The organism is Paenibacillus sp. OAE614 (assembly GCF_040546645.1).
GTDB lineage: Bacteria > Bacillota > Bacilli > Paenibacillales > Paenibacillaceae > Paenibacillus_AQ > Paenibacillus_AQ favisporus.
The window spans coordinates 6,101,679-6,120,975 of the sequence record NZ_JBEPOD010000001.1 but is presented as its reverse complement, the minus strand read 5'-3'; the positions used below and the strand labels follow the sequence as shown (position 1 = coordinate 6,120,975).

General features: G+C 54.6%; 18 protein-coding genes. 16 read left to right on the top strand and 2 right to left on the bottom strand.

The features are described 5' to 3' along the window. Positions 1 to 15: 15 nt before the first annotated feature. A complete protein-coding gene (locus tag ABIE48_RS28110) occupies positions 16 to 744 on the bottom strand; it encodes an MgtC/SapB family protein (protein ID WP_076172979.1) in 729 nt (242 codons plus the stop codon). Between the two features lie 280 nt (positions 745 to 1,024). Further along, entirely contained in the window at positions 1,025 to 1,210 is a 186-nt protein-coding gene (locus tag ABIE48_RS28105; RefSeq protein WP_354520726.1) for a TetR/AcrR family transcriptional regulator, read from the bottom strand. 220 nt (positions 1,211 to 1,430) lie between these two features. Here ABIE48_RS28105 and ABIE48_RS28100 point away from each other — a divergent pair, with 220 nt between their 5' ends. The 16 genes from ABIE48_RS28100 (at position 1,431) to ABIE48_RS28025 (ending at position 18,934) form a co-directional block, all read left to right on the top strand. Continuing rightward, a complete protein-coding gene (locus tag ABIE48_RS28100) occupies positions 1,431 to 1,727 on the top strand; it encodes a hypothetical protein (protein ID WP_076172932.1) in 297 nt (98 codons plus the stop codon). A gap of 323 nt (positions 1,728 to 2,050) precedes the next feature. Beyond that, the gene (locus ABIE48_RS28095) at positions 2,051 to 2,740 is read left to right on the top strand and encodes a VC0807 family protein (RefSeq protein WP_145026653.1); all 690 of its coding nucleotides are present in this window, start codon (positions 2,051 to 2,053) and stop codon (positions 2,738 to 2,740) included. Between the two features lie 3 nt (positions 2,741 to 2,743). Then, on the top strand, positions 2,744 to 3,337 hold the full coding sequence (locus ABIE48_RS28090; protein WP_192715916.1) for a TetR/AcrR family transcriptional regulator: 594 nt from the start codon (positions 2,744 to 2,746) through the stop codon (positions 3,335 to 3,337). A 162-nt stretch (positions 3,338 to 3,499) separates the two neighbouring features. Next, positions 3,500 to 4,975, top strand: coding sequence for a spore germination protein (locus ABIE48_RS28085; RefSeq protein ID WP_192715915.1), 1,476 nt, complete (start codon positions 3,500 to 3,502; stop codon positions 4,973 to 4,975). Continuing rightward, the gene (locus ABIE48_RS28080; RefSeq protein ID WP_192715914.1) at positions 4,968 to 6,050 is read left to right on the top strand and encodes a Ger(x)C family spore germination protein; all 1,083 of its coding nucleotides are present in this window, start codon (positions 4,968 to 4,970) and stop codon (positions 6,048 to 6,050) included. The genes ABIE48_RS28085 and ABIE48_RS28080 overlap by 8 nt, the downstream gene beginning before the upstream one ends. A 19-nt stretch (positions 6,051 to 6,069) precedes the next feature. Further along, positions 6,070 to 7,182: a GerAB/ArcD/ProY family transporter gene (locus tag ABIE48_RS28075; protein ID WP_192715913.1), complete on the top strand. Its 1,113-nt coding sequence runs from the start codon at positions 6,070 to 6,072 to the stop codon at positions 7,180 to 7,182. Positions 7,183 to 7,337: 155 nt separating this feature from the next. After that, on the top strand, positions 7,338 to 7,787 hold the full coding sequence (locus ABIE48_RS28070) for a Dps family protein (RefSeq protein WP_192715912.1): 450 nt from the start codon (positions 7,338 to 7,340) through the stop codon (positions 7,785 to 7,787). A gap of 75 nt (positions 7,788 to 7,862) precedes the next feature. Further along, on the top strand, positions 7,863 to 8,282 hold the full coding sequence (locus tag ABIE48_RS28065) for a pyridoxamine 5'-phosphate oxidase family protein (protein ID WP_192715911.1): 420 nt from the start codon (positions 7,863 to 7,865) through the stop codon (positions 8,280 to 8,282). A 1,235-nt stretch (positions 8,283 to 9,517) separates the two neighbouring features. Further along, positions 9,518 to 10,441 (top strand): ABC transporter permease, encoded by a 924-nt coding sequence (locus tag ABIE48_RS28060; RefSeq protein WP_260869478.1) that lies wholly within the window; start codon positions 9,518 to 9,520, stop codon positions 10,439 to 10,441. A 15-nt stretch (positions 10,442 to 10,456) separates the two neighbouring features. After that, positions 10,457 to 11,365 (top strand): carbohydrate ABC transporter permease, encoded by a 909-nt coding sequence (locus ABIE48_RS28055; RefSeq protein ID WP_192715910.1) that lies wholly within the window; start codon positions 10,457 to 10,459, stop codon positions 11,363 to 11,365. Positions 11,366 to 11,406: 41 nt separating this feature from the next. Further along, the gene (locus ABIE48_RS28050) at positions 11,407 to 13,026 is read left to right on the top strand and encodes a type 2 periplasmic-binding domain-containing protein (RefSeq protein ID WP_116234272.1); all 1,620 of its coding nucleotides are present in this window, start codon (positions 11,407 to 11,409) and stop codon (positions 13,024 to 13,026) included. A 279-nt stretch (positions 13,027 to 13,305) separates the two neighbouring features. Further along, positions 13,306 to 15,606 carry a glycoside hydrolase family 3 N-terminal domain-containing protein gene (locus ABIE48_RS28045; protein WP_483312671.1) on the top strand — a complete coding sequence of 767 codons (2,301 nt, stop codon included), beginning with the start codon at positions 13,306 to 13,308 and terminating at the stop codon, positions 15,604 to 15,606. A 23-nt stretch (positions 15,607 to 15,629) separates the two neighbouring features. Next, complete coding sequence (locus ABIE48_RS28040; protein WP_186326069.1) at positions 15,630 to 15,797, top strand: hypothetical protein; 168 nt, start codon at positions 15,630 to 15,632, stop codon at positions 15,795 to 15,797. Between the two features lie 211 nt (positions 15,798 to 16,008). Then, on the top strand, positions 16,009 to 16,641 hold the full coding sequence (locus ABIE48_RS28035) for a TetR/AcrR family transcriptional regulator (RefSeq protein ID WP_145026633.1): 633 nt from the start codon (positions 16,009 to 16,011) through the stop codon (positions 16,639 to 16,641). A gap of 47 nt (positions 16,642 to 16,688) precedes the next feature. Continuing rightward, complete coding sequence (locus tag ABIE48_RS28030) at positions 16,689 to 18,170, top strand: DHA2 family efflux MFS transporter permease subunit (RefSeq protein WP_145026630.1); 1,482 nt, start codon at positions 16,689 to 16,691, stop codon at positions 18,168 to 18,170. Positions 18,171 to 18,370: 200 nt separating this feature from the next. Next, entirely contained in the window at positions 18,371 to 18,934 is a 564-nt protein-coding gene (locus ABIE48_RS28025) for an NADPH-dependent FMN reductase (protein WP_145026628.1), read from the top strand. Positions 18,935 to 19,297 lie beyond the last annotated feature (363 nt).

Below are 19,297 nucleotides of genomic sequence, written 5' to 3'. Positions count from 1 at the left end.
TTGCCGTCAGTTCGATTACATCTTGAAATTGGAATACTTGTTGTTTGCGGAAAATTTTTGTGCGAATTCTGAGGAAATTCCCGACGATTCAATGCCAAGCACGTCGGGCAGGGAAGATATTTTGTCCATGGCGGCAACCACCTGCATCGGATTTGGGGAGCGGATATGGAATTTCAGTTCGACCATGGCATCCGCCAGCCCGTCGGGCGTGCGGATTTCGATATTGTTGATCTTGATGCCAAGCACATCCAGCTCGCTGGCGACCGTCACAAGCATGCCCGGCTTGTCGGGCACCCGGATGAGGAAGTCGAAGTTCCTCTTGCGGTGCATGATGAGCTTTTCCCATTTGTTTAGGGCAAACAGGCTGATAAAAGCAAGACCGGTCGTCAGAAGGGCCGAGTAGAGAAATCCGGCGCCGATCGACAGTCCGATCGCGGCCACGACCCATACCGAAGCGGCGGTCGTCAGTCCGGATACCGTCTGTCCCGAGCGGAGAATGGCTCCCGCGCCGAGAAAGCCGATCCCGCTGATCACCTGCGCAGCGAGCCGCGCCGGATCCAGGCGGACGTTCGTTTCGTCCACGAAGGCTTCAAAGCCGTACATGGACAGGATCATGATGGACGCCGAGCCGAGACAGACCAGGATATGGGTCCGAAAGCCGGCGGCGTGATTGTTCCATTCGCGTTCCATGCCGATCAATCCGCCCATGGCGACCGATAACAGCAGCCGGAGCGTCAAATCCATATTGCTGATATGCCACACACTGTCGATTCATCATTCCCCCTTAACTCAAGCGAAAATGAACATTCAATGCCCAAATCAAACATAAATGAGTATTATTTGCGTAATATATGCTCGTTTATGTTCACAATTTGTTCATTTGTCGCTATATTAACACGCGAATTTGCGGAAGACAATATATCTGGAGGAAATTTTTGAAATATTTTTTTAGAGGAGGGCGTGCGATGATGTGGCAGCTGAGGTTAGGGGCAGCATTTTCGATTTGCTCGAGAGGACTGTTTCTCTACAGCGGCCCACGCTTTTTCCTCCATCCCGGCCATTTCCAACTCCAGCAGATCCAAGTACATGGCTTCCTTGCGTCGTAAAAAGCGTAAAAGGTGCTTTTGGCGATCCCGTTTGCGGCCGTTAATTGTTCCAGTGAAGTTTTTTTAAGACCCTGTGCCGCAAACAACCTTTTACCGGCATCGATTAAATCACGAAGTTTTTCTTTTTCAGCTGGAGAGAATTAAGGCACCTTGAAACCTCCTATAAAAACAAAATGTATTTTTGTTTTTTAGTAATTTCGCTTCTTTTTGTTTGTCAACGATTTCCACCAGAATACTTTGCTCTATTCCATCCATAATAAGGAGAATGATCGGGTCCAAGTATGCCACGCAGTACGGAGCCGAAAACGCAGGGAGGAATCGCCCATGAGTCAAGAAATGAAGGATGAGAAGCGGGCCCTTTCGACAGACCTGTCGACCGTGGAGTCGCAGCGCAACGATCTGGCCTTCGAGGAGTTTCCGGACGGGCCCTACGGGTCGCCGGTCAACGCCGAGCAGCTGGGAAAAAGCACGCCGTGGCGGGTGGATCAGCGCAGCTCAGGCCGATTCGACTACGAGAATCATGAGCTGCACGAAGGCCATGTCCGGGATTTCCCGGGCCAAGACGTTTTCGATGAGCGGATTCCGGATGACGTGAATAAGCCGAGGGTTCCGGAGGAATGAGCTTGGGGATGAAATAAAAAATCATAACAAAAGCGTTAAAAATGACCGGTGCATCATGTACCGGTTTTTTCGTATGCATCTTGCGGACTGCGGACTGCGGGCTTTGGATTGGTTCAAGGAAAACAACCGGATAGAGGGGGATTGCAAGTTTGATTTTGATGTTGACATACCTACCGGAGGTAGGTATATTAAAGTCATAGAAAATACCTACCGAAGGTATGACTAGCGAAACAGCGGCCTTATTATTGCAGTTCCTAATATTCCGATTGGATTTCACAACCTGACACAAACGAATTATTTATTGGAGAGGACGGTTCAAACCAATGATCAAATCGAGAAACGCCATTATCGTGACGCTGATTGTCAACATCGTGCTTCCTTATGTTGTGTATACCTTGCTGCTGCCGCACACGAGCAGCCTGGTGGCCTTATCGGCCGCCGCCATTGTACCGCTGATCGATACCGTGTACAGCCTAATACATACCCGCAAAGTCGATATGTTCTCCGGCTTCATTTTCCTCGGGCTTGTTCTCGGCATTGCCGCGGTTCTGCTGGGCGGCGACGAACGGTTCATCTTGCTGAGGGAGTCTTATGTTACAGGGATCATGGGCCTGGTATTCCTCGGATCCCTGCTTGCCGCACGCCCGCTGATCTTTTATTTTGCCGAACGGTTCGCCGGCCGCGATCCGGAAATGCACGACAAGTGGAACCGCCTGCCCGCCTATCGTCAGACCTTTCGCCGCATGACGGCGGTGTGGGGCGTCGCGCTTTTGCTCGAAGCTTGTGTTAAAGTAGGATTGGTGTACACTTTGTCGATTCCTGCCTTTCTGGCGGTTTCCCCATTTGCCACATACGGCATCCTGGCGCTTACGATCTGGTGGAACGTCACCTACGTGAAACGGGTCAAGCGGGAAGCTGCTTTAAACCGTAAATCATTCAGCAATACATTAATCAGCAACGTAAATCATTCAGCTTATGAATCAAATAATAACCCAAGCGATATGGAGGAATAGATAATGGACGACAAGTCGATGAATCCCAGCCTGAAGCTGCTGCTGGACACGGCCGAAGAGATGATCCTGGAGAGGGGATGCCGGGCGACGACGCTCCAGGATATCGCTGACCGCAGCGGTCTGACCAAAGGAGCCATTTATCATTATGTCAAAAGCAAAGACGAACTGTTCGCCCTGATCCTGCAGTCAGGGATGCAGAATACGAATCGAATCTTCTACGAGTCGGTATCCCGGGCGGTCGGAGAGGATGCGGGCCTTCAAGGGCCGCTGTCCGCCCTTTCGGGAAGGATGCAGCATATGTCCAGCACGGAGACCGCTTCGAGCCTCATTTTTATTTACCTGCTGAGTCAAAAGGATAAGCCCGCCGTGGCCGACATCCTGAAGCGATACCAGGAGACAGCCATTCAAAATTCGGCTGAGTGGATCAAGGTTGGGCAGGAGCACGGCGTGATCCCGGCCCATGTGGACGCCGAGAAGGCAGCGCGGCTGCTGTCCATCTTCAAGAACGGCCTGCAGGTACAGCAGATCGTGTCCCCGGATGTGGCGGAAATGAGCGAAGAAGATATTTTTAGGTTTATGAAAAATGCGCTGAGCTAAATCGATGGACCCCCAAATGAGCCGATACGGACTGCCGGCTTTCCTTGGGGGTTCTTTTCGTTCTATTCCGTGAGCTGCACCCGGGAAAAATGAGGTATGTTTTGACCGGGCGCCGAACATAATGGGATCTATGCTCATTTTCTCACAGGAAAGGAAATCGTCATGAAGCCTGATGCACCCAAGACCCTCCGTGAAATATTGGAGCAAGCCGCCAAGTCCAGCGATTTTCGGCAGTTTTCACCCTTTGCGGAGGACGACCGGATCCGGATCAGCTACTATTCTTCTCTTGTGGATGCGGAGAAGATCAACCGTTATCTTATCGCTGAAATCCAGCAGCATGATGATGACATTCATCGGCTGGTGGACATTCAGAACCGCATCCCGTTCGATGAAGCGCAAATCACCGAGGATACGTCGGAAGTCGAGTCCAAGCTGGTCAAAGGGTATGTGATCCTCCGGATCGCGTCGGAAGAGCCGGCTTTTTTGATCGTTAATATCAACCAAACCGAACAGGGACACCGCCAAAGCAACGAGACCGAAAATGAATTCAGCGTCGTGGGGCCCAAAATCGGCTTTGTGGAAAATATTCATGTCAATGTTCATTTACTGAGACAGCAAATCGCCGTAACGAAGCTGGTGATCGAGGAGGTTTCGGTCGGCAGCCTGTCCAATACGAAGGTCATGATCGCTTACCTTGACGGGGTGACGAATCCGCAGCATATCGAAACGATGAAACAGCGGCTCGGCAAGATCGACTTCGAGGTCGTATTCGACACATCGATTCTCGATCAGATTATATCCGATCATACCAACTCCCCGTTCCCGCTTTTTCTGTCGACGGAAAGGGTAGACCGGGTTGCTTACGCCATTACTTCCGGACAGGTCGCGGTGTTCGCGGACGGATCACCCTATGTCTTTACTGGCCCTTCCACGTTTTTGGACTTTTTCGTATCGCCGGAGGACTATTATTTGCCCTGGATTATCGGGTCTTTCTTTCGCATCGTCCGCATTCTGAGCGTCATTTTCTCCATTTTTGTCACGCCTGTCTATGTCGCCGTATTAACGTATCATTTCGAGGTTATTCCGGAAAATATACTGGAGCCGTTGATCATGTCCCGAACCCATGTCCCGCTTCCTCCCGTGCTGGAGGCGCTCTTCCTGGAAGTGACCATCGAGCTGCTGCGGGAAGCCGGAGCCCGGCTCCCGACCAAAATCGGCCAGACGCTCGGCATCGTAGGCGGGATCGTCATCGGCCAGGCCACGGTGGAAGCCGCCTTGGCGAGCAGCATCCTGCTGATCATTGTGGCGTTGTCGGCGCTGGCCTCGTTTACGACTCCGATTTTTAAAATGGCCAATACGATCCGCCTCCTGCGTTTCCCGCTGATCCTGCTGGCCGGTCTATGGGGCGGGCTGGGGATTGTGGCCGGGCTCTTTTTGCTGCTTGGCCACCTGCTGCGGCTCAAATCCCTCGGCACCCCGTACTTGCTGCCGCTGTTCCCGCTGCGGACCGGCAACTTCGGCGACAGCTTCGTTCGGCGATCGTACCGGTATATCACCAACCGGAACATTTACCTGAGGCCTCTGGATTCCAAGCGGTATACCCCGAGTGAAGACAAGGAGGATATTGAGCATGAGTAGCCTCGCAAGATGGCTGGGGATATTCGGTATCGTCTTTGCGCTTGGGGGATGCGGCAACGACCGAATGGTCGATAATATCCGTATCGTCACGGTGCTCGGATTTGACGACGGCCGCCCGGGATATATCGGGACTGCTCTCTACAGCGATTTTACGCAGAGGGGGAAAGTCGGCACGCTGCAGGGGCGGGCGGGGCAGACCCAGCTCGTCCTGAACGAAATGAACGGCCAGTCGGCCCAGCCGGTCAAAATCGAGAAGCTGCGGCTGCTCCTGTTCAGCCGGGAGCTCGCGGAGAGCGGCCTTTCGTATTTCATCAATTCGATCTGCCGCAACCCGCTGATCAGCAATTATTTGACGGTGGCCGTATCGGAGGAGCCGGTCACGTCCCTGGCCAAGGTCATAGCCGAGCAGGGCAGCCGGGAGCTGCCGTACCATCTCATTGAACAGAATATGAAATCGGGGAATATACCGAGATCCAACCTCTCGATGATGCTGTTTGATTACCATGGCGCGGGAAGGGACGTTTCGCTTCCGGTCATCCGGTTAAACGGTGCGCGCAGATTGCAGGTATCGGGATATGGCATTTTCAAGGAGGACCGGTTAAAACTCACCTTGAATCCGGAGGAAATGTTCTATTATAAGCTTCTTCAAGGATATTCCATGCGCGGGGAAATTCCGTTCACCCTGAAAAAGAACGGGCAGGAAGGAACGGCCCTTTTTTCGGTGAGCTATGGAAGGGAATCCAAGCATGCGGTCATGAGAGCAAATGGCTTGCATATTCAAGTCCAGCTCGCGATCAGCGGGATGGTGAAGGAATATCCGAGATGGATGGACTTAAGAAAGGACTCCAATGACCGCGAGGTAGACCGCCAGCTGGAAAAGCAGATACGGGAACGCCTGATGTCGCTGCTCGCCAAACTGAGGGACAGCGGTGTGGATCCGCTGGGCGTAGGGGATATGGTCAGGGCATATTCCCGGGACTGGGATGAGAAGGAATTTTACGAAAGGCTGTATCCGAAAACGGCGTTCGATATCGCTATCAACCTGCAACTGACCAAATCGGGAATCGGAGAATGACAAGGACAGGTGGTCGAAGATGCCCAGACAGATCAAAGAAAGCTTAACCGTATCCCCCTATCTGCTGTGGTTTATGATTCACGGAACGCAGACAGGCATTGCCATGCTGAACTTTCAAAGCCGGAACATCAAGGGGGCGCAGCAGGACTCCTGGTTATCCTTACTGCTCGTCGGCCTCAGCCTGCATGCGGTCGTGTGGATCATTTATGCGATCATGAAGCACGCGGACGGAGGCGATATCCTCCACCTGCATCGGCAGTTGTTCGGCAAATGGCTGGGAGATGCGATGAATCTCCTGTTCTACGGTTATATGCTGCTGTTTATCGTCTATCAAATCCGGTCTTACATGGAGGTCATCCATATTTGGGCGTTTCCCACGACGCCGCTCTGGTTCGTATGCCTGCTCATTTTGCTGACCGCCGTATATATCGTGACCGGGGGGCTGCGGGTGATCACGGGAATCTGCTTTTTCTGCGTCGTCATTCCCACCCTGCTCCTGGTATCGATTTATTTTCCGCTGCAGTATGCCCATTGGACGAATCTCCTGCCGCTAATGAATCATACGCCGCGTGAATATGCCCAGTCGGCGTTTCATTCGCTCAATTTATTTTATGGGGTGGAGTTTCTGCTTCTGCTGTATCCCTTTATCAAGCATCCAGAAAAGTCCCGGAAGTGGGCTCATATCGCCGTAGCCCATTCCACAGTACTTTACTTGGTCGTCGCTCTAGTCACATTGGCGTTCTTTAACGTTCAGCAGCTGGAGCATACGATCTGGCCGACGCTGATCCTGTCGAAAGTGGCCCGGCTCCCGTTCATCGACCGGTTCGATTACGTGTACGTGTTCAATTGGTTTATCGTGATTCTGCCGCCGGTATGTATGGCCATGTGGGCAGGAACCCGAATTTTGAGACAGGTCACCCCATTGAGATCCAAGCCGCTGGTATGGTTCACATGCGGGATGTCGTTTGTCATTATCGCCGTATTACAAGGACCCAAGACGATCGACAAGCTGGATTCTGTGGTAACCTGGGCCGGACTGGTCCTGTTGTACGTCTATCTTCCGCTGCTGTGCCTCTGGGTGCATATTGTCCAACGGTATCAAAATCGAAGGGCGGCAGTAGAAGGGGGGTGAAATCGTACCCATGCCTGGTTGGGATTAAAATGATAGAAATGGCATATTGATTTACTGTAACTAAATTGTGTACAATTCAGTTACAGAAGAAAGCTTACGAACCGAAAGGCTTGCCGAAGGCCTTCACTGACTGATAAAAAAGGATGGGATAAATGATGACAAACACAACGACATTAACATTGGAACAGGCATTGAACCAGCAGGTGGCAAACTTCAGCATCCTTTACGTGAAAATTCATAACTATCACTGGTATGTAAAAGGAGAACAGTTCTTTACGCTGCATGCGAAATTCGAGGAACTGTACAACGACGTTACGCAAAAAACGGACGAAATCGCCGAACGCCTCCTGGCGATCAAGGGCAGACCGTCTGCTACATTGAAAGAGTACCTGGAAATCGCCTCAATTGCGGAAGCTACAGGAAAAGAGGACGCACGCGGCATGGTGCAGTCGCTCATCCATGACTTCTCGGCGGTAAGCAAGGAACTGCATGACACCATCAACTTGGCGGAAAGCGCCGGTGACCACCCAACCGCGGATATGCTGATCGCGATGCAGGCAGACTTGGATAAGCATGTATGGATGCTTGAATCCTACCTTGGCTGATTTCAACGATTTCCAATGAACGAGGGGCTCGCGCCCTTCGTCGGTTATGTCAGAAGAGAAGGGGTGTGATTATTAATGGAAGCTAAATTCGCCATGGAGCATGAGGTTGCCAAAATTCTGGATCACCACGAATACGCCGCCGTTGCGACGGTGGAGAATCAGAAGCCGCGGCTGCGCCGGATGCCGAAGTACAACAAAGGACTGAGCATCTATCTTGTCGCAAATCGGAAAAGCCAAACCTGGGACCTGGAAAACAAGACGCCGGTGTCGCTTCTGGTAGGGCATGGGGAGAACGATTCCCGGGAAACGGTGGAGATCGACGGAAAATTATCCGTGAACACAGAGGAAGCTCTCCGCCAGCAGGTTTGGCGGGAAGAGTTCAGCGCGGACTTTTCCGGCCCGGATGATCCGGATTATGTGATCCTTCAGGTTAAGGCCATTCGTGTGGAGTTAACCGACAAGGACGGACAGAAGCACGAGTGGTTCGATTATTGATTGAATCCCGCGGCAGCGGTGAGAGCCGCCTCGTCAGATTGAAATCTGATGAGGCGGCTTTTTGGTGTGCGCAAATAACTTCGAAGGAGTGTTAAGGATGTTTGATATGTCCACCTGGCCGAAGTGCACCGGCGATGATGATAATCAGGCTGCAGCATCCAAAAGGTGGAAGTGAAAATGACCGAACGCCATTGTCAAACGGTTGTGCCGGCAAAACAGATGTAAACGCATACATGTTATTTTTGACCTGCCGTAAAACCGCGCCCCATAAGGGCTTGTGCGCGAATTGTCATTTTTGATATATACACCTTAAAAGCTATCCAAATCATCAAAAATGACATATTCGGCTCCTGAATCACAAGTGAATGTAGCCACCGGAGCCGGATTTCAAGCGGATTTGATAGGGGGACGAAAACGACATATTTACGCAGGGCGGGGGCTCCGATATGTTTAGTGTAAGCGTTATCACCCGCCGCTGAAGCGAGATGCGGGGGAAACAGGCAGGTAGCTAATGATCAAAACCCGCGGCCAGAAACAGGGACATTTGGTGGAGGATCGGCCCGCAGATAGATGCGTTGAAGATGGAAGCTTCACTGAAAAAGGATGTTTCATTTAAGGAGAAGTCTTCATGGAAGAGAGATGTTTCTTCATTGTACGAAACCATCGGAGCCGACCGGAAGATCTCTCAGGATCCTGTTCGGAACGAGTACGCTTAGCTGCTTGCCTGGTTTGTTTAACTCCCCTAATGAGGATGGGCTATCGCCTAGATGCTGGTCAGCCGAAATTTTTGTTCCCTTAGTAAAAGGGAGAAACAACGCGAGACAGCTGGCAGGGTACATCGTCATGGGGCGCACAAGAGGAAGTTTAAACAAAACTCTTCCTCGTTCAGGTAATATACCACACATTATTGTGTGATATAAATTATCATTATAATGTTAAGTATTGCTCGATTCACCCGAATTCGATGCAAAAACAACATATTCCTCTGGCCAAAATCGGTCGATTTTCTTCTTGTTCGTACGGGTTTTGCCCTGAATTTCAGGGACATGTGGAAAATGACATATTTACGAAGGTTTTACCGATCGAATACGTTTAGATCACAAACCTTGTTCACCCGCCTTTTTCGGGCTTTACCCTCCGTCATCACGGAGAGATAAAGGCAACAAAGAATCTACCAGAGAAGGAGTGATACGATGCATGATACAAAAGCTGCCATCGCTGGCCGTCCGGCTGTGATGCCGAAAAAGAAAACCCACAAAAGCTTGTGGAAGCGCATCATTCTGAACTGGGAGCTGTACCTGTTTATTGCGCCGGCCTTTTTCTACTTTCTTATTTTCTGTTACGGGCCGATGTACGGCATCCAGATCGCGTTCAAAAACTTCATTCCGACAAAAGGAATTACGGGAAGCCCGTGGGTCGGCTTCGACCACTTCGTCCGCTTCTTTCATTCCTACTACTTCTGGGACCTGCTCTGGAACACGCTGAGCATCAGCTTGTATTCGCTGGTCGTCGGGTTTCCGATCCCGATCATTCTGGCGCTGGCCTTCAACGAAGTCCGAAATGGCTTCTTCAAGAAGCTGTCCCAGACGGTCACGTACGCACCGCACTTTATTTCCATGGTCGTCATGGCGGGGATGATTATCACGTTCCTCTCGCCGTCGACGGGGATCGTCACCCACATGATCGAGGGGCTGGGCCTGAAATCACCGGACTTCCTCACCGACCCGCGCTGGTTTAAGACGATGTACGTCTTCTCGGACGTGTGGCAGAGCGCCGGCTGGGGCACGATCATCTATCTCGCCGCGCTCTCGGGCGTCGATCCGGGGCTGCATGAGGCGGCGATTATCGACGGGGCTTCGCGCTTCCAGCGCTTGCGGCACATCAACATCCCGGTGCTGGTGCCGACGATGACCATCCTGCTCATCCTGAATATGGGCAGCCTGCTCGGGGTCGGCTTTGAGAAAATCCTGCTGCTGCAAAACCCGCTGAACATGAGCTCATCGGACGTCATTTCCACCTTCGTCTACCGCTCGGGTCTGGTGGATGCACAGTACAGCTTCTCGACCGCCATCGGCCTGTTTAACTCGGTCATCAATGCGGTATTGCTCATCGTCGTCAATCAGATCGTCCGCCGTACGAGCGAAAACAGTTTGTGGTAGAGAGGAGGGGCTTCGATGTTATCCGGAGTCAGAGAAACCCGGCGGGATAAAGTCTTTCTCGCCTTCAATTACCTGTATGTGTTTCTGGCATTTCTAATCGTGTTCTACCCGCTGGTGTACATGGTCAGCGCCTCCATCAGCGACCCGAAAGCGGTCGGGTCCGGGGAGATGTGGCTGTGGCCGAAAGGCATTACGTTTGACGGCTACAAGCGGGTGTTCGAGAACACGAGCATCTGGACGGGGTACGGCAACACGATTTTGTACACCGTGGTTGGGACCGCGATCAACCTGCTCGTGACGCTGCCGGCGGCGTATGCGCTGAGCCGCAAGGACTTTGTCGGCCGCAATTTCTTTATGGGCATGTTTATGGTCACGATGTTTTTCGGGGGCGGCCTGGTGCCGACATACCTCCTGGTGAAGGAGCTGGGCATGGTCAATACGATGTGGGCGATCGTCATTCCGTCGGCCGCGTCGATCTGGAACATCATCGTCTCGCGGACGTTCTTCCAGAGCTCGATTCCGAAGGAGCTGCAGGAAGCGGCGCAGATCGACGGATGTACGAACATGCGGCTGTTCCTGAAGATCATCCTGCCGCTGTCGATGCCGATCATCGCGGTGATGGCCCTGTTCTACGGGGTGGGCAACTGGAACAGCTACTTCTCGGCGCTCATTTACCTGAACGACTCGGCGAAATACCCGCTGCAGCTGGTGCTGCGCCAGATTTTGGTGCTGCAGGAAATGGCGGCGCAGGGCGGAGGAGCGATCGATGCCTCCACGGCGGCCGCGATGAACAACAAGGCGGAAATCGCCGCCCTGGTGAAATATTCCGTGATTATCGTCGCTACGATTCCAGTTATTGTCATTTACCCGTTCCTTCAGCGTTATTTTGTGCAAGGTGTCATGATCGGTTCGGTTAAGGGCTGATCTTGCCATAGATCAATAACTTTAAAAGGGGAGTTGTTGTCATGAAAAATCTTCGCAAAGCATCATCCATTCTGCTCTGCCTGACGATTTCCGCCAGCCTGCTTGCAGCCTGCGGATCTTCTAAGGGAGACGGAGGAAGCGGATCCGCATCATCCGATAGTTCGGCGACCGCGGAGGGAGTCAAGAAGGAAGGCTTTCCGATCGTGGATAAGCCGCTCACGCTAAAAGTGATGTCCCAGGACGCGGGCGTGGCCGACTGGAACAAAATGCCCGTGCTGCAAGAGATGGAGAAATTGTCGGGCATCCATCTGGAATACCAGCTTTCGCCGATCGACAGCTTTGAAACGAAGAAGAATCTGATGTTCGCCAGCGGCGATCTGCCGGATATGCTGTATGCGGCCGACCTGAAGCCGTCGGAGCAGGTTACGTACGGAACCCAGGGCGTCCTGATTCCGCTCGAAAAGTACATCGACGAAGGCTATGCGCCGAACATCAAGAAAATCCTCGACGAGCACCCGGATGTCCGCAAGTCGTTTACGACGCCTGACGGTCATATGTATGCCCTGCCGTTTATCGATACAGCCGCGGTATGGTACCGCAGCCCGATGTGGTATAACGGCAAGTTCCTGAAGGCGCTGAACGTAACTGAGCTGCCGAAGACGACCGACGAGCTGTACACGCTGCTCAAACGCTTTAAGGATGAGGATCCGAACGGCAACGGCAAGAAGGATGAAATTCCGCTGACTTCGGTTAAGCTGGATGATTTGCGGATGTATTTCTTCGGATTCTGGGGCATGTACGACGAGAAGATTTACGCAGACAAGGACGGCAAAGTACACTACTCCCCTCAAGAAGAAGGCTACAAGGGTTACTTGACCTTCATGAACAAGCTGTGGAAGGAAGATTTGCTGGATCACGAGACGTTCTCGCAGACGGCCGACCAGAAAAAGGCCAAAGGACAAAACAACCAGATCGGCCTGTTTAACGACTACTTCCCTTACTTCACGCTGGGCGGCGAGCCAAGCTCGGACAACCCGCTCATGACGCCGGTTGCCAGCGAAATTGCGGGAACACCGGTTTACGGCAAGCACCCGGGCATGTCCGCCAACGGCACGTTTGCGATCACGAGCAAGGACCCTGCGCCGGAAGCGACGATGCGCTGGATCGACTACCTGTACAGCTACGAGGGTTCGACGCTGTTTAACCAAGGACCTGAAGGCGTGCTGTGGAAATACAAGGACAAGGAAAACCACGTCAAAGAATGGCTGCCGGTACCGGGCGGCGGCGACCGCGAAGAATACCGCGGCAAAATTACGCCGAACTTCGGCATCCTGACGCCTGGCGTCAACGATCCGGAAGTGACCAAAGGCCTCAGATCCGAGTTCGACGACTGGATCGACAAGGAGAATGCAGAGAAGCTGACGCCAATCGGCAAATCGCCGTTCCCGAACGTCTATCTGACCAACGAACAGCAGAGCGAAGCATCCGCCTTGATGTCTGACCTCGATACCTACGTGCAGCAGATGGAAGCGAAGTTCATTACCGGGCAGGAGCCGCTTTCCAACTGGGATAAATACGTGGCACAAGTGAAAAAGATGGGGTCCGACCGCATCGTGGAACTGTACCAAGCCGCATACGACCAGTGGAACACCGGCAAATAAGCCGATTCATACCAAAGTGCAAGGAGCCAACATATCCCGGCCGCGAGGCCGGGGGTTGGCTAATTGTCATTTAAGACGGGACGAGGCAGCTTGCCCCATCATCCATTTCAATTTTCCACTTATATAAATACATAAAAAACCGAAGCATTTCTGGAAGAAGGCCAATGAGGCGCTGCAGCTTGCGACCCAACGATTCCGTTTACGGGTTTGGTGCAGCCCTTGGTAACCGTCCGGAACCCGGAGGGTGAAACGGGATCAAGGGATATGGAGGGAGATCCAGTGAGTTATCAAGATTCTGCTTTGAGCAGCGAGGCGAGGGCGGAGCATCTGCTCAGCCTCATGACGCTGGAGGAAAAGGTCGGGCAGCTTGTGCAGCTGTTCGGCTGGAAAACGTACCGGCGGGAGGAAAATGGCGTCGCGCTGGACGAAGCTTTCAAGGAGGCCGCTGAGCGAGGCGGCATCGGTTCGCTGTACGGCGTGCTGCGCGCCGACCCGTGGACGGAAGTGACGCTGGCGACAGGACTGTCGCCAAAGGAAGGCGCGGAGACGATCAACGCGATCCAGCGGTACGCGATCGAGCGCTCGCGCCTCGGCATCCCGATCCTGTTCGGGGAGGAGTGCTCGCACGGTCATATGGCGATCGGGGCGACCGTGTTTCCGGTGCCGCTGACGCTGGCCAGCATGTGGAACCCGGCGCTGTATGAAGAGATCTGCCGGGCGATCGCCCTGGAGACGCGCAGCCAGGGCGGAGCGGCCACGTATTCCCCTGTGCTCGACGTCGTCCGGGACCCCCGGTGGGGGCGGACGGAGGAGACGTACGGGGAAGATCCGTGGATCGCTTCCGTGATGGCGGAAGCGGCGGTGCGAGGGCTGCAGGGCAAGCGGCTGGACGCCGACGACAGCGTCATAGCGACGCTGAAGCATTTTGCCGGCTACGGCAGCTCGGAAGGCGGACGCAACAGCGCACCGGTTCATATGGGGCTGCGCGAGCTGCACGAGGTAGACCTTCGGCCGTTCAAGGCAGCGGTCCGGGCCGGCGCGAAATCGGTCATGACCGCGTACAACGAAATCGACGGCGTGCCATGCACCTCCGATAAATATCTGCTTACGGACCTGCTGCGCAAGGAGTGGGGCTTCGATGGATTCGTCATTACCGATTGCGGCGCCATCAACATGCTGGTGTGGGGGCATGACACGGCAGCCGACCCGCAGGAGGCGTCAGCCATGGCGGTGAACGCCGGCGTGGATATGGAAATGTCCGGCGACATGTTCCGCGCGCACTTGGCAGCGGCTGTGCAGAGCGGGCGCATCGAGATGCACACGCTGGACCAAGCGGTACTTCGCGTACTGAAAGCGAAGTTCGAACTGGGTCTGTTCGAGCAGCCATACGTCGACCCGGAACGGGCAGCCCGCGTCATCGGCAGCGAGGAGCACATCCGGCTCGCCCGGCAGGCGGCCGTCGAAGGCATCGTCCTGCTGAAGAATCAGGAGGGCACGCTGCCGCTGTCCAAGGAGTCGGGGACGGTCGCAGTCATCGGCCCGAATGCCGACAACGTGTACAATCAGCTCGGAGACTATACCTCCCCGCAGCCGCGGGAGCAGGTGTCGACCGTGCTGGACGGCATCCGGGCCAAGCTGGCGCATGCGCCGGATCGGGTGCTGTACGCGCCGGGCTGCCGGGTCAAGGATGACAGCCGGGAAGGCTTCGACTTGGCGCTGAAGACGGCAGCCGCCGCCGACACGATCGTGCTCGTGCTCGGCGGGTCGAGCGCGCGCGATTTCGGCGAAGGCACGATCGACCTGCGCACGGGTGCGTCGGTCGTGACGGACCGCCCGCACAGCGACATGGACTGCGGCGAGGGCATCGACCGCTCCACGCTGGGCTTGTCCGGTGTGCAGCGGGAGCTGGCGGAGGAGCTGGCCAAGCTCGGGAAGCCGCTGGTCGTGGTGTACATCAACGGCCGGCCGGTTGCTGAGCCGTGGATCGACGAGCATGCCGACGCCATCCTGGAGGCATGGTACCCGGGACAGGAGGGCGGCCACGCGATCGCCGATATCGTATTCGGCGACGAGAATCCTTCCGGCCGGCTGACGGTCTCCGTTCCGAAGCATGTCGGCCAACTGCCGGTCCGCTATAACAGCAAGCGTACGACCGGACGGCGCTACCTGGAGACGGATTTGGAGCCGGCCTATCCCTTCGGGTTCGGGCTCAGCTACACCGAGTTCAAGTATGGCCCGGTCACCGTCTCGCCGGCGGAAATTACGCCGGAAGGACGGGCGGAGGCTGCGGTAACGGTGACCAACACCGGCAGCCGGGCCGGAGCGGAAACGGTCCAGCTGTACATCTCCGACAAGGTCAGCACGGTGACCCGGCCGAAGAAGGAGCTGAAAGGCTTCGCCAAGATTTGGCTGCAGCCGGGTGAGACGAAGACGGTCACGTTCGGGATCGGGCACGAAGAACTGTCTTTCATTGACCGTGATCTGAATCCGGTTGTCGAAGCCGGCGAATTTGAAATTCAGATCGGCCGGCATGCCCAAGACGTGCAGTCCGATGTACTGACGGTCCGGGGAAAAGAGTAAGGCCGTGGGAAACAAGCCCTTGTTTGCTGGATGACCCGGGCAAGCTCTCAGAAGTGCCGAGCCGGATCGCGTCGCGGCTGAACGGAAGCCGCCGGTTCCGGCTGGATCTTCAGGCCGATGAAGGCGGGATCGCGCTGTATGGCCGGCATGCCGGCCGTTATCCGCTGGATATCGTGATCCACTGCCAATAACGCAGTCACTTAATAAAGCAATCGCACGATGAAATAGTCGGGAGGCCTGGCGGCATGATGCTGCCGGGCCTTTTTTTTGCTCCCGAGATCCCCGGTTCATCCTTATGTATTTTTTTACAGATAAATATTGACAAAGGGGGGCGGCCGAGAGTAAATTAAACAACGTATTAAACACTGTTTAAATTTGCTGCATGACAGGAGAGGGGGGCAGGTGAAAGAACCGATGAAGGAAGACACCACAGGGCATACCTCAGGAACCGACACCAAACACGATATTTTAAAAGCCACCGTTGAGCTGATTCGGGATGAAGGCATTGAGTGTGCCACCTTGCGCCGGATCGCGACCAAGGCGGACACCAACCTCGCGCTGGTCAATTATCACTTCGGATCGAAGGAAAAGCTGATTACCCAGGCCATCCGTTCCCTCGTGCTGACGTTCGAGGACGTGTTTAACGCGCTGGAGGACGACTCGATGCCGGCGAGGGAAAGACTGAAGCAGTTCTTTTACCGCTATGTCCGCCATCTTCAGGAATACCCGGGGCTGGTGAGACAGATGATCGATCAGACCCGCGTTATTTTCGAGTCGCAGCATGAGTACTCGCATTATTGCAAGGTGATGAAGACCCGGCGGCTGATCGGGACGGTCCGGGAAATTACCGGGGAGGAAGACGACGATAACATCCGGAAGATGCTGATGCAGCTGTACGGGGCGATCTTTTTCCCGGTCATCATGAAGTCCTTTTTGGCCGAAGGCGACGAGGATATGGCATCAACCATCCATATCGCGCCGCTTGAAGAGCAGATTGACACGTTGTTTGAGCACTATTTTCACCAATACAGCTAGAGTGGAACGGGAAACCAAACTATATATAGAAATGAGTGGAGAGATTTATGTCTAAAACCTTGGCGGGCACTTCCGCCGCAGAAGTTCCATTCTCGCTGAAAAAGATCATTCCGCCCATGCTGGCCATTATCGTCGGTATGATCATGGTCATTCTGGACAGCACCGTGGTCAACGTGGCGGTGCCGAACCTGGTGAGCTACTTTCACACCGACCTGAAGACCATTCAATGGGCGATTACCGGCTATACGTTGGCTCTATCGGCTGTTATTCCGCTGGCGGGCTGGATGACCGATAAATTTGGCTCTAAGCAGGTCTTCCTGGCCACCATCATTATGTTTGTTATCGGATCGGCGCTCTGCTCCATGGCGCAGACGTCGACCCAGCTGATTATTTACCGCGTCATCCAGGGGCTTGGCGGGGGCATGGTCGCGCCGATCGGCATGGCGCTGGTCTTTAAGCTCGCTCCTCCGGAGCGCCGCGGCTCGATCATGGGGCTGCTTGGCATTCCGATGCTTCTCGCGCCGGCGCTTGGCCCGATTCTGTCGGGCTGGCTGGTGGAGTATGTGAACTGGCACTGGATCTTCCTGATTAACGTTCCGATCGGGATCGTCGGCGTCATCCTGGGCGTGAAGTTTCTGCCGACAGCGGATCGGCAGCAGACTCCGCACCTCGATTTGATCGGCATGATTCTTGCCCCGATCGCCTTCGCCATGCTGGCTTACGGCGTCAATGAGGGAGGCAGCGTGAGCTGGTCCTCGGCCGGCGCATTGACCGGGCTCATCGTCGGCGGGGCAGCTCTGCTGATTTTTATCGCTGTGGAGCTTCGGCAGAAGAACCCGCTGCTGGAGCTGCGCGTCTTCGGCTCCTCAGATTTTACCCGGGGCATCATTCTCTCCTGGATCATGCAGGCGGCCTTGTTCGGCTCGATGCTGTTCGTTCCGCTGTACCTGCAGCAGATCCGCCAGTTTACGCCGCTGGAGACCGGCTTCATCCTGCTGCCACAGGCGCTGGCTTCCGGGATCGGCATGCCGATCGGCGGGAAGTTCTTCGATAAATACGGCGCCCGTCCGGTGGCGATTATCGGCCTTCTCCTCATTTCGGCAGCGCTGTTCAGCCTGTCGCATATTACGGCCGACACATCGCTGTGGAGTATCATGCCGCTGCTCTTCATGCTCGGATTCGGCATGGGCTTGTCGATGATGCCGCTCAATACCCACGTGCTGAACGCCGCACCGCGCAAGCTGGTGAACCGGGTGACGCCGCTGACCGCCGCTGCCCAGCAGGTCGTCGTGTCCTTTGCGGTCGCCGGCATGTCGGGCTACCTGATCAGCCGCACCACCGCTCACGCGAGCCATGGAGGCAATCCGCTGAACGCGGCAGTGCAGGGTTTTGACGATGTGTTCTTCCTGGCCTCCTGCTTTGCGATCGTCGGCGTGGTGCTGTGCCTCATTCTGCGCAGACCGAAGCCGGCCGCCGCGGATGCCACAGACGGAAGCCAGCCGGATCCGTCGCTGATGATCAGCCACTGATCGGCAAATCTTCGAATACATGCCTATACGGGAACCCGGAATCCTTCTTGATGGAGAGAGGCCGGGCTCCCTCTTTTTTGGAAAAATTTGATGTTCACCCGTCGAATTCTGTCGTATCATGAAGCTAGGACCTTTACGGGCACGGAGCGTGCTGCCATATCCCTTACTTCTATACTTACGATAAAAAGGAGAAATCGATCATGTCTGAACGTTTTCATATCGTGGGGATTTCCGGAAGTCTCCGCAAGCATTCCCACAATACACAGCTGCTCCATAACGCGGCAGCGCTTTTGCCGGAGGATTTTCGCTTCACGCTTGCCGATATTTCCGTACTTCCTTTATACAATCAGGATTTGGAAAGTGAACTGCCGGAAGCGGTGAAGCAGTTTGCTGAGCTGCTGCATTCGGGGAATGGCTTTTTGATCAGCTCGCCGGAATATAACGGGCAACTGTCAGGCGCGTTGAAGAATGCGCTGGATTGGGCTTCAAGACCGGCCCTTCAAACGCCGCTTGCCCAGAAACCGGTAGCGCTCATGGGCGCCACGCCGGGCATGGGGGGTACGGGCAGAGCCCAGGTTGGCATACGCTCACTTTTGTTTGCGCTCAATATGGATTCGGTGAACCGGCCGGAATTTTTGCTCCCGCAATCGCATACCAAATTTGACGAATCCGGTGCGCTGACGGACCCGATGGCCCAGCAGATTATGCAGCAGCTCGTGGACAATTTGGTCGCCAAAATCAAGAAGCATGCCAACGAGCAGTAAGTAAAGCCAGCCGGCCTTGCACGTTGATTGCAAGCAAGCTGATATCGGCCTATTCCCGGTCAGCCTTCCCGTTCAACGGGGGCTTCGGCTTTCTACGCTGCGGTCAAGCATCGGGAACAGATTACTTAACAACGGGCCGCTGACAAAGGCCTGTCCAACAAGGGATATGGATGAATTGCTTCGTGCACGCCGTAGGGGCGTCCGCTTACAGGGCGGGAAAGGCTTCGGTACACGGGAAGCGCCGTGATGGCTGGAGCCTTTTTTTAAGAGTCGGTTGAAACCTGAACCCGGACTTTTGCGTATTACCTAGTTATCCAGCATTTTGCGATGGACCTGTTTCGGCGGGCCGCCACATGGTAAATG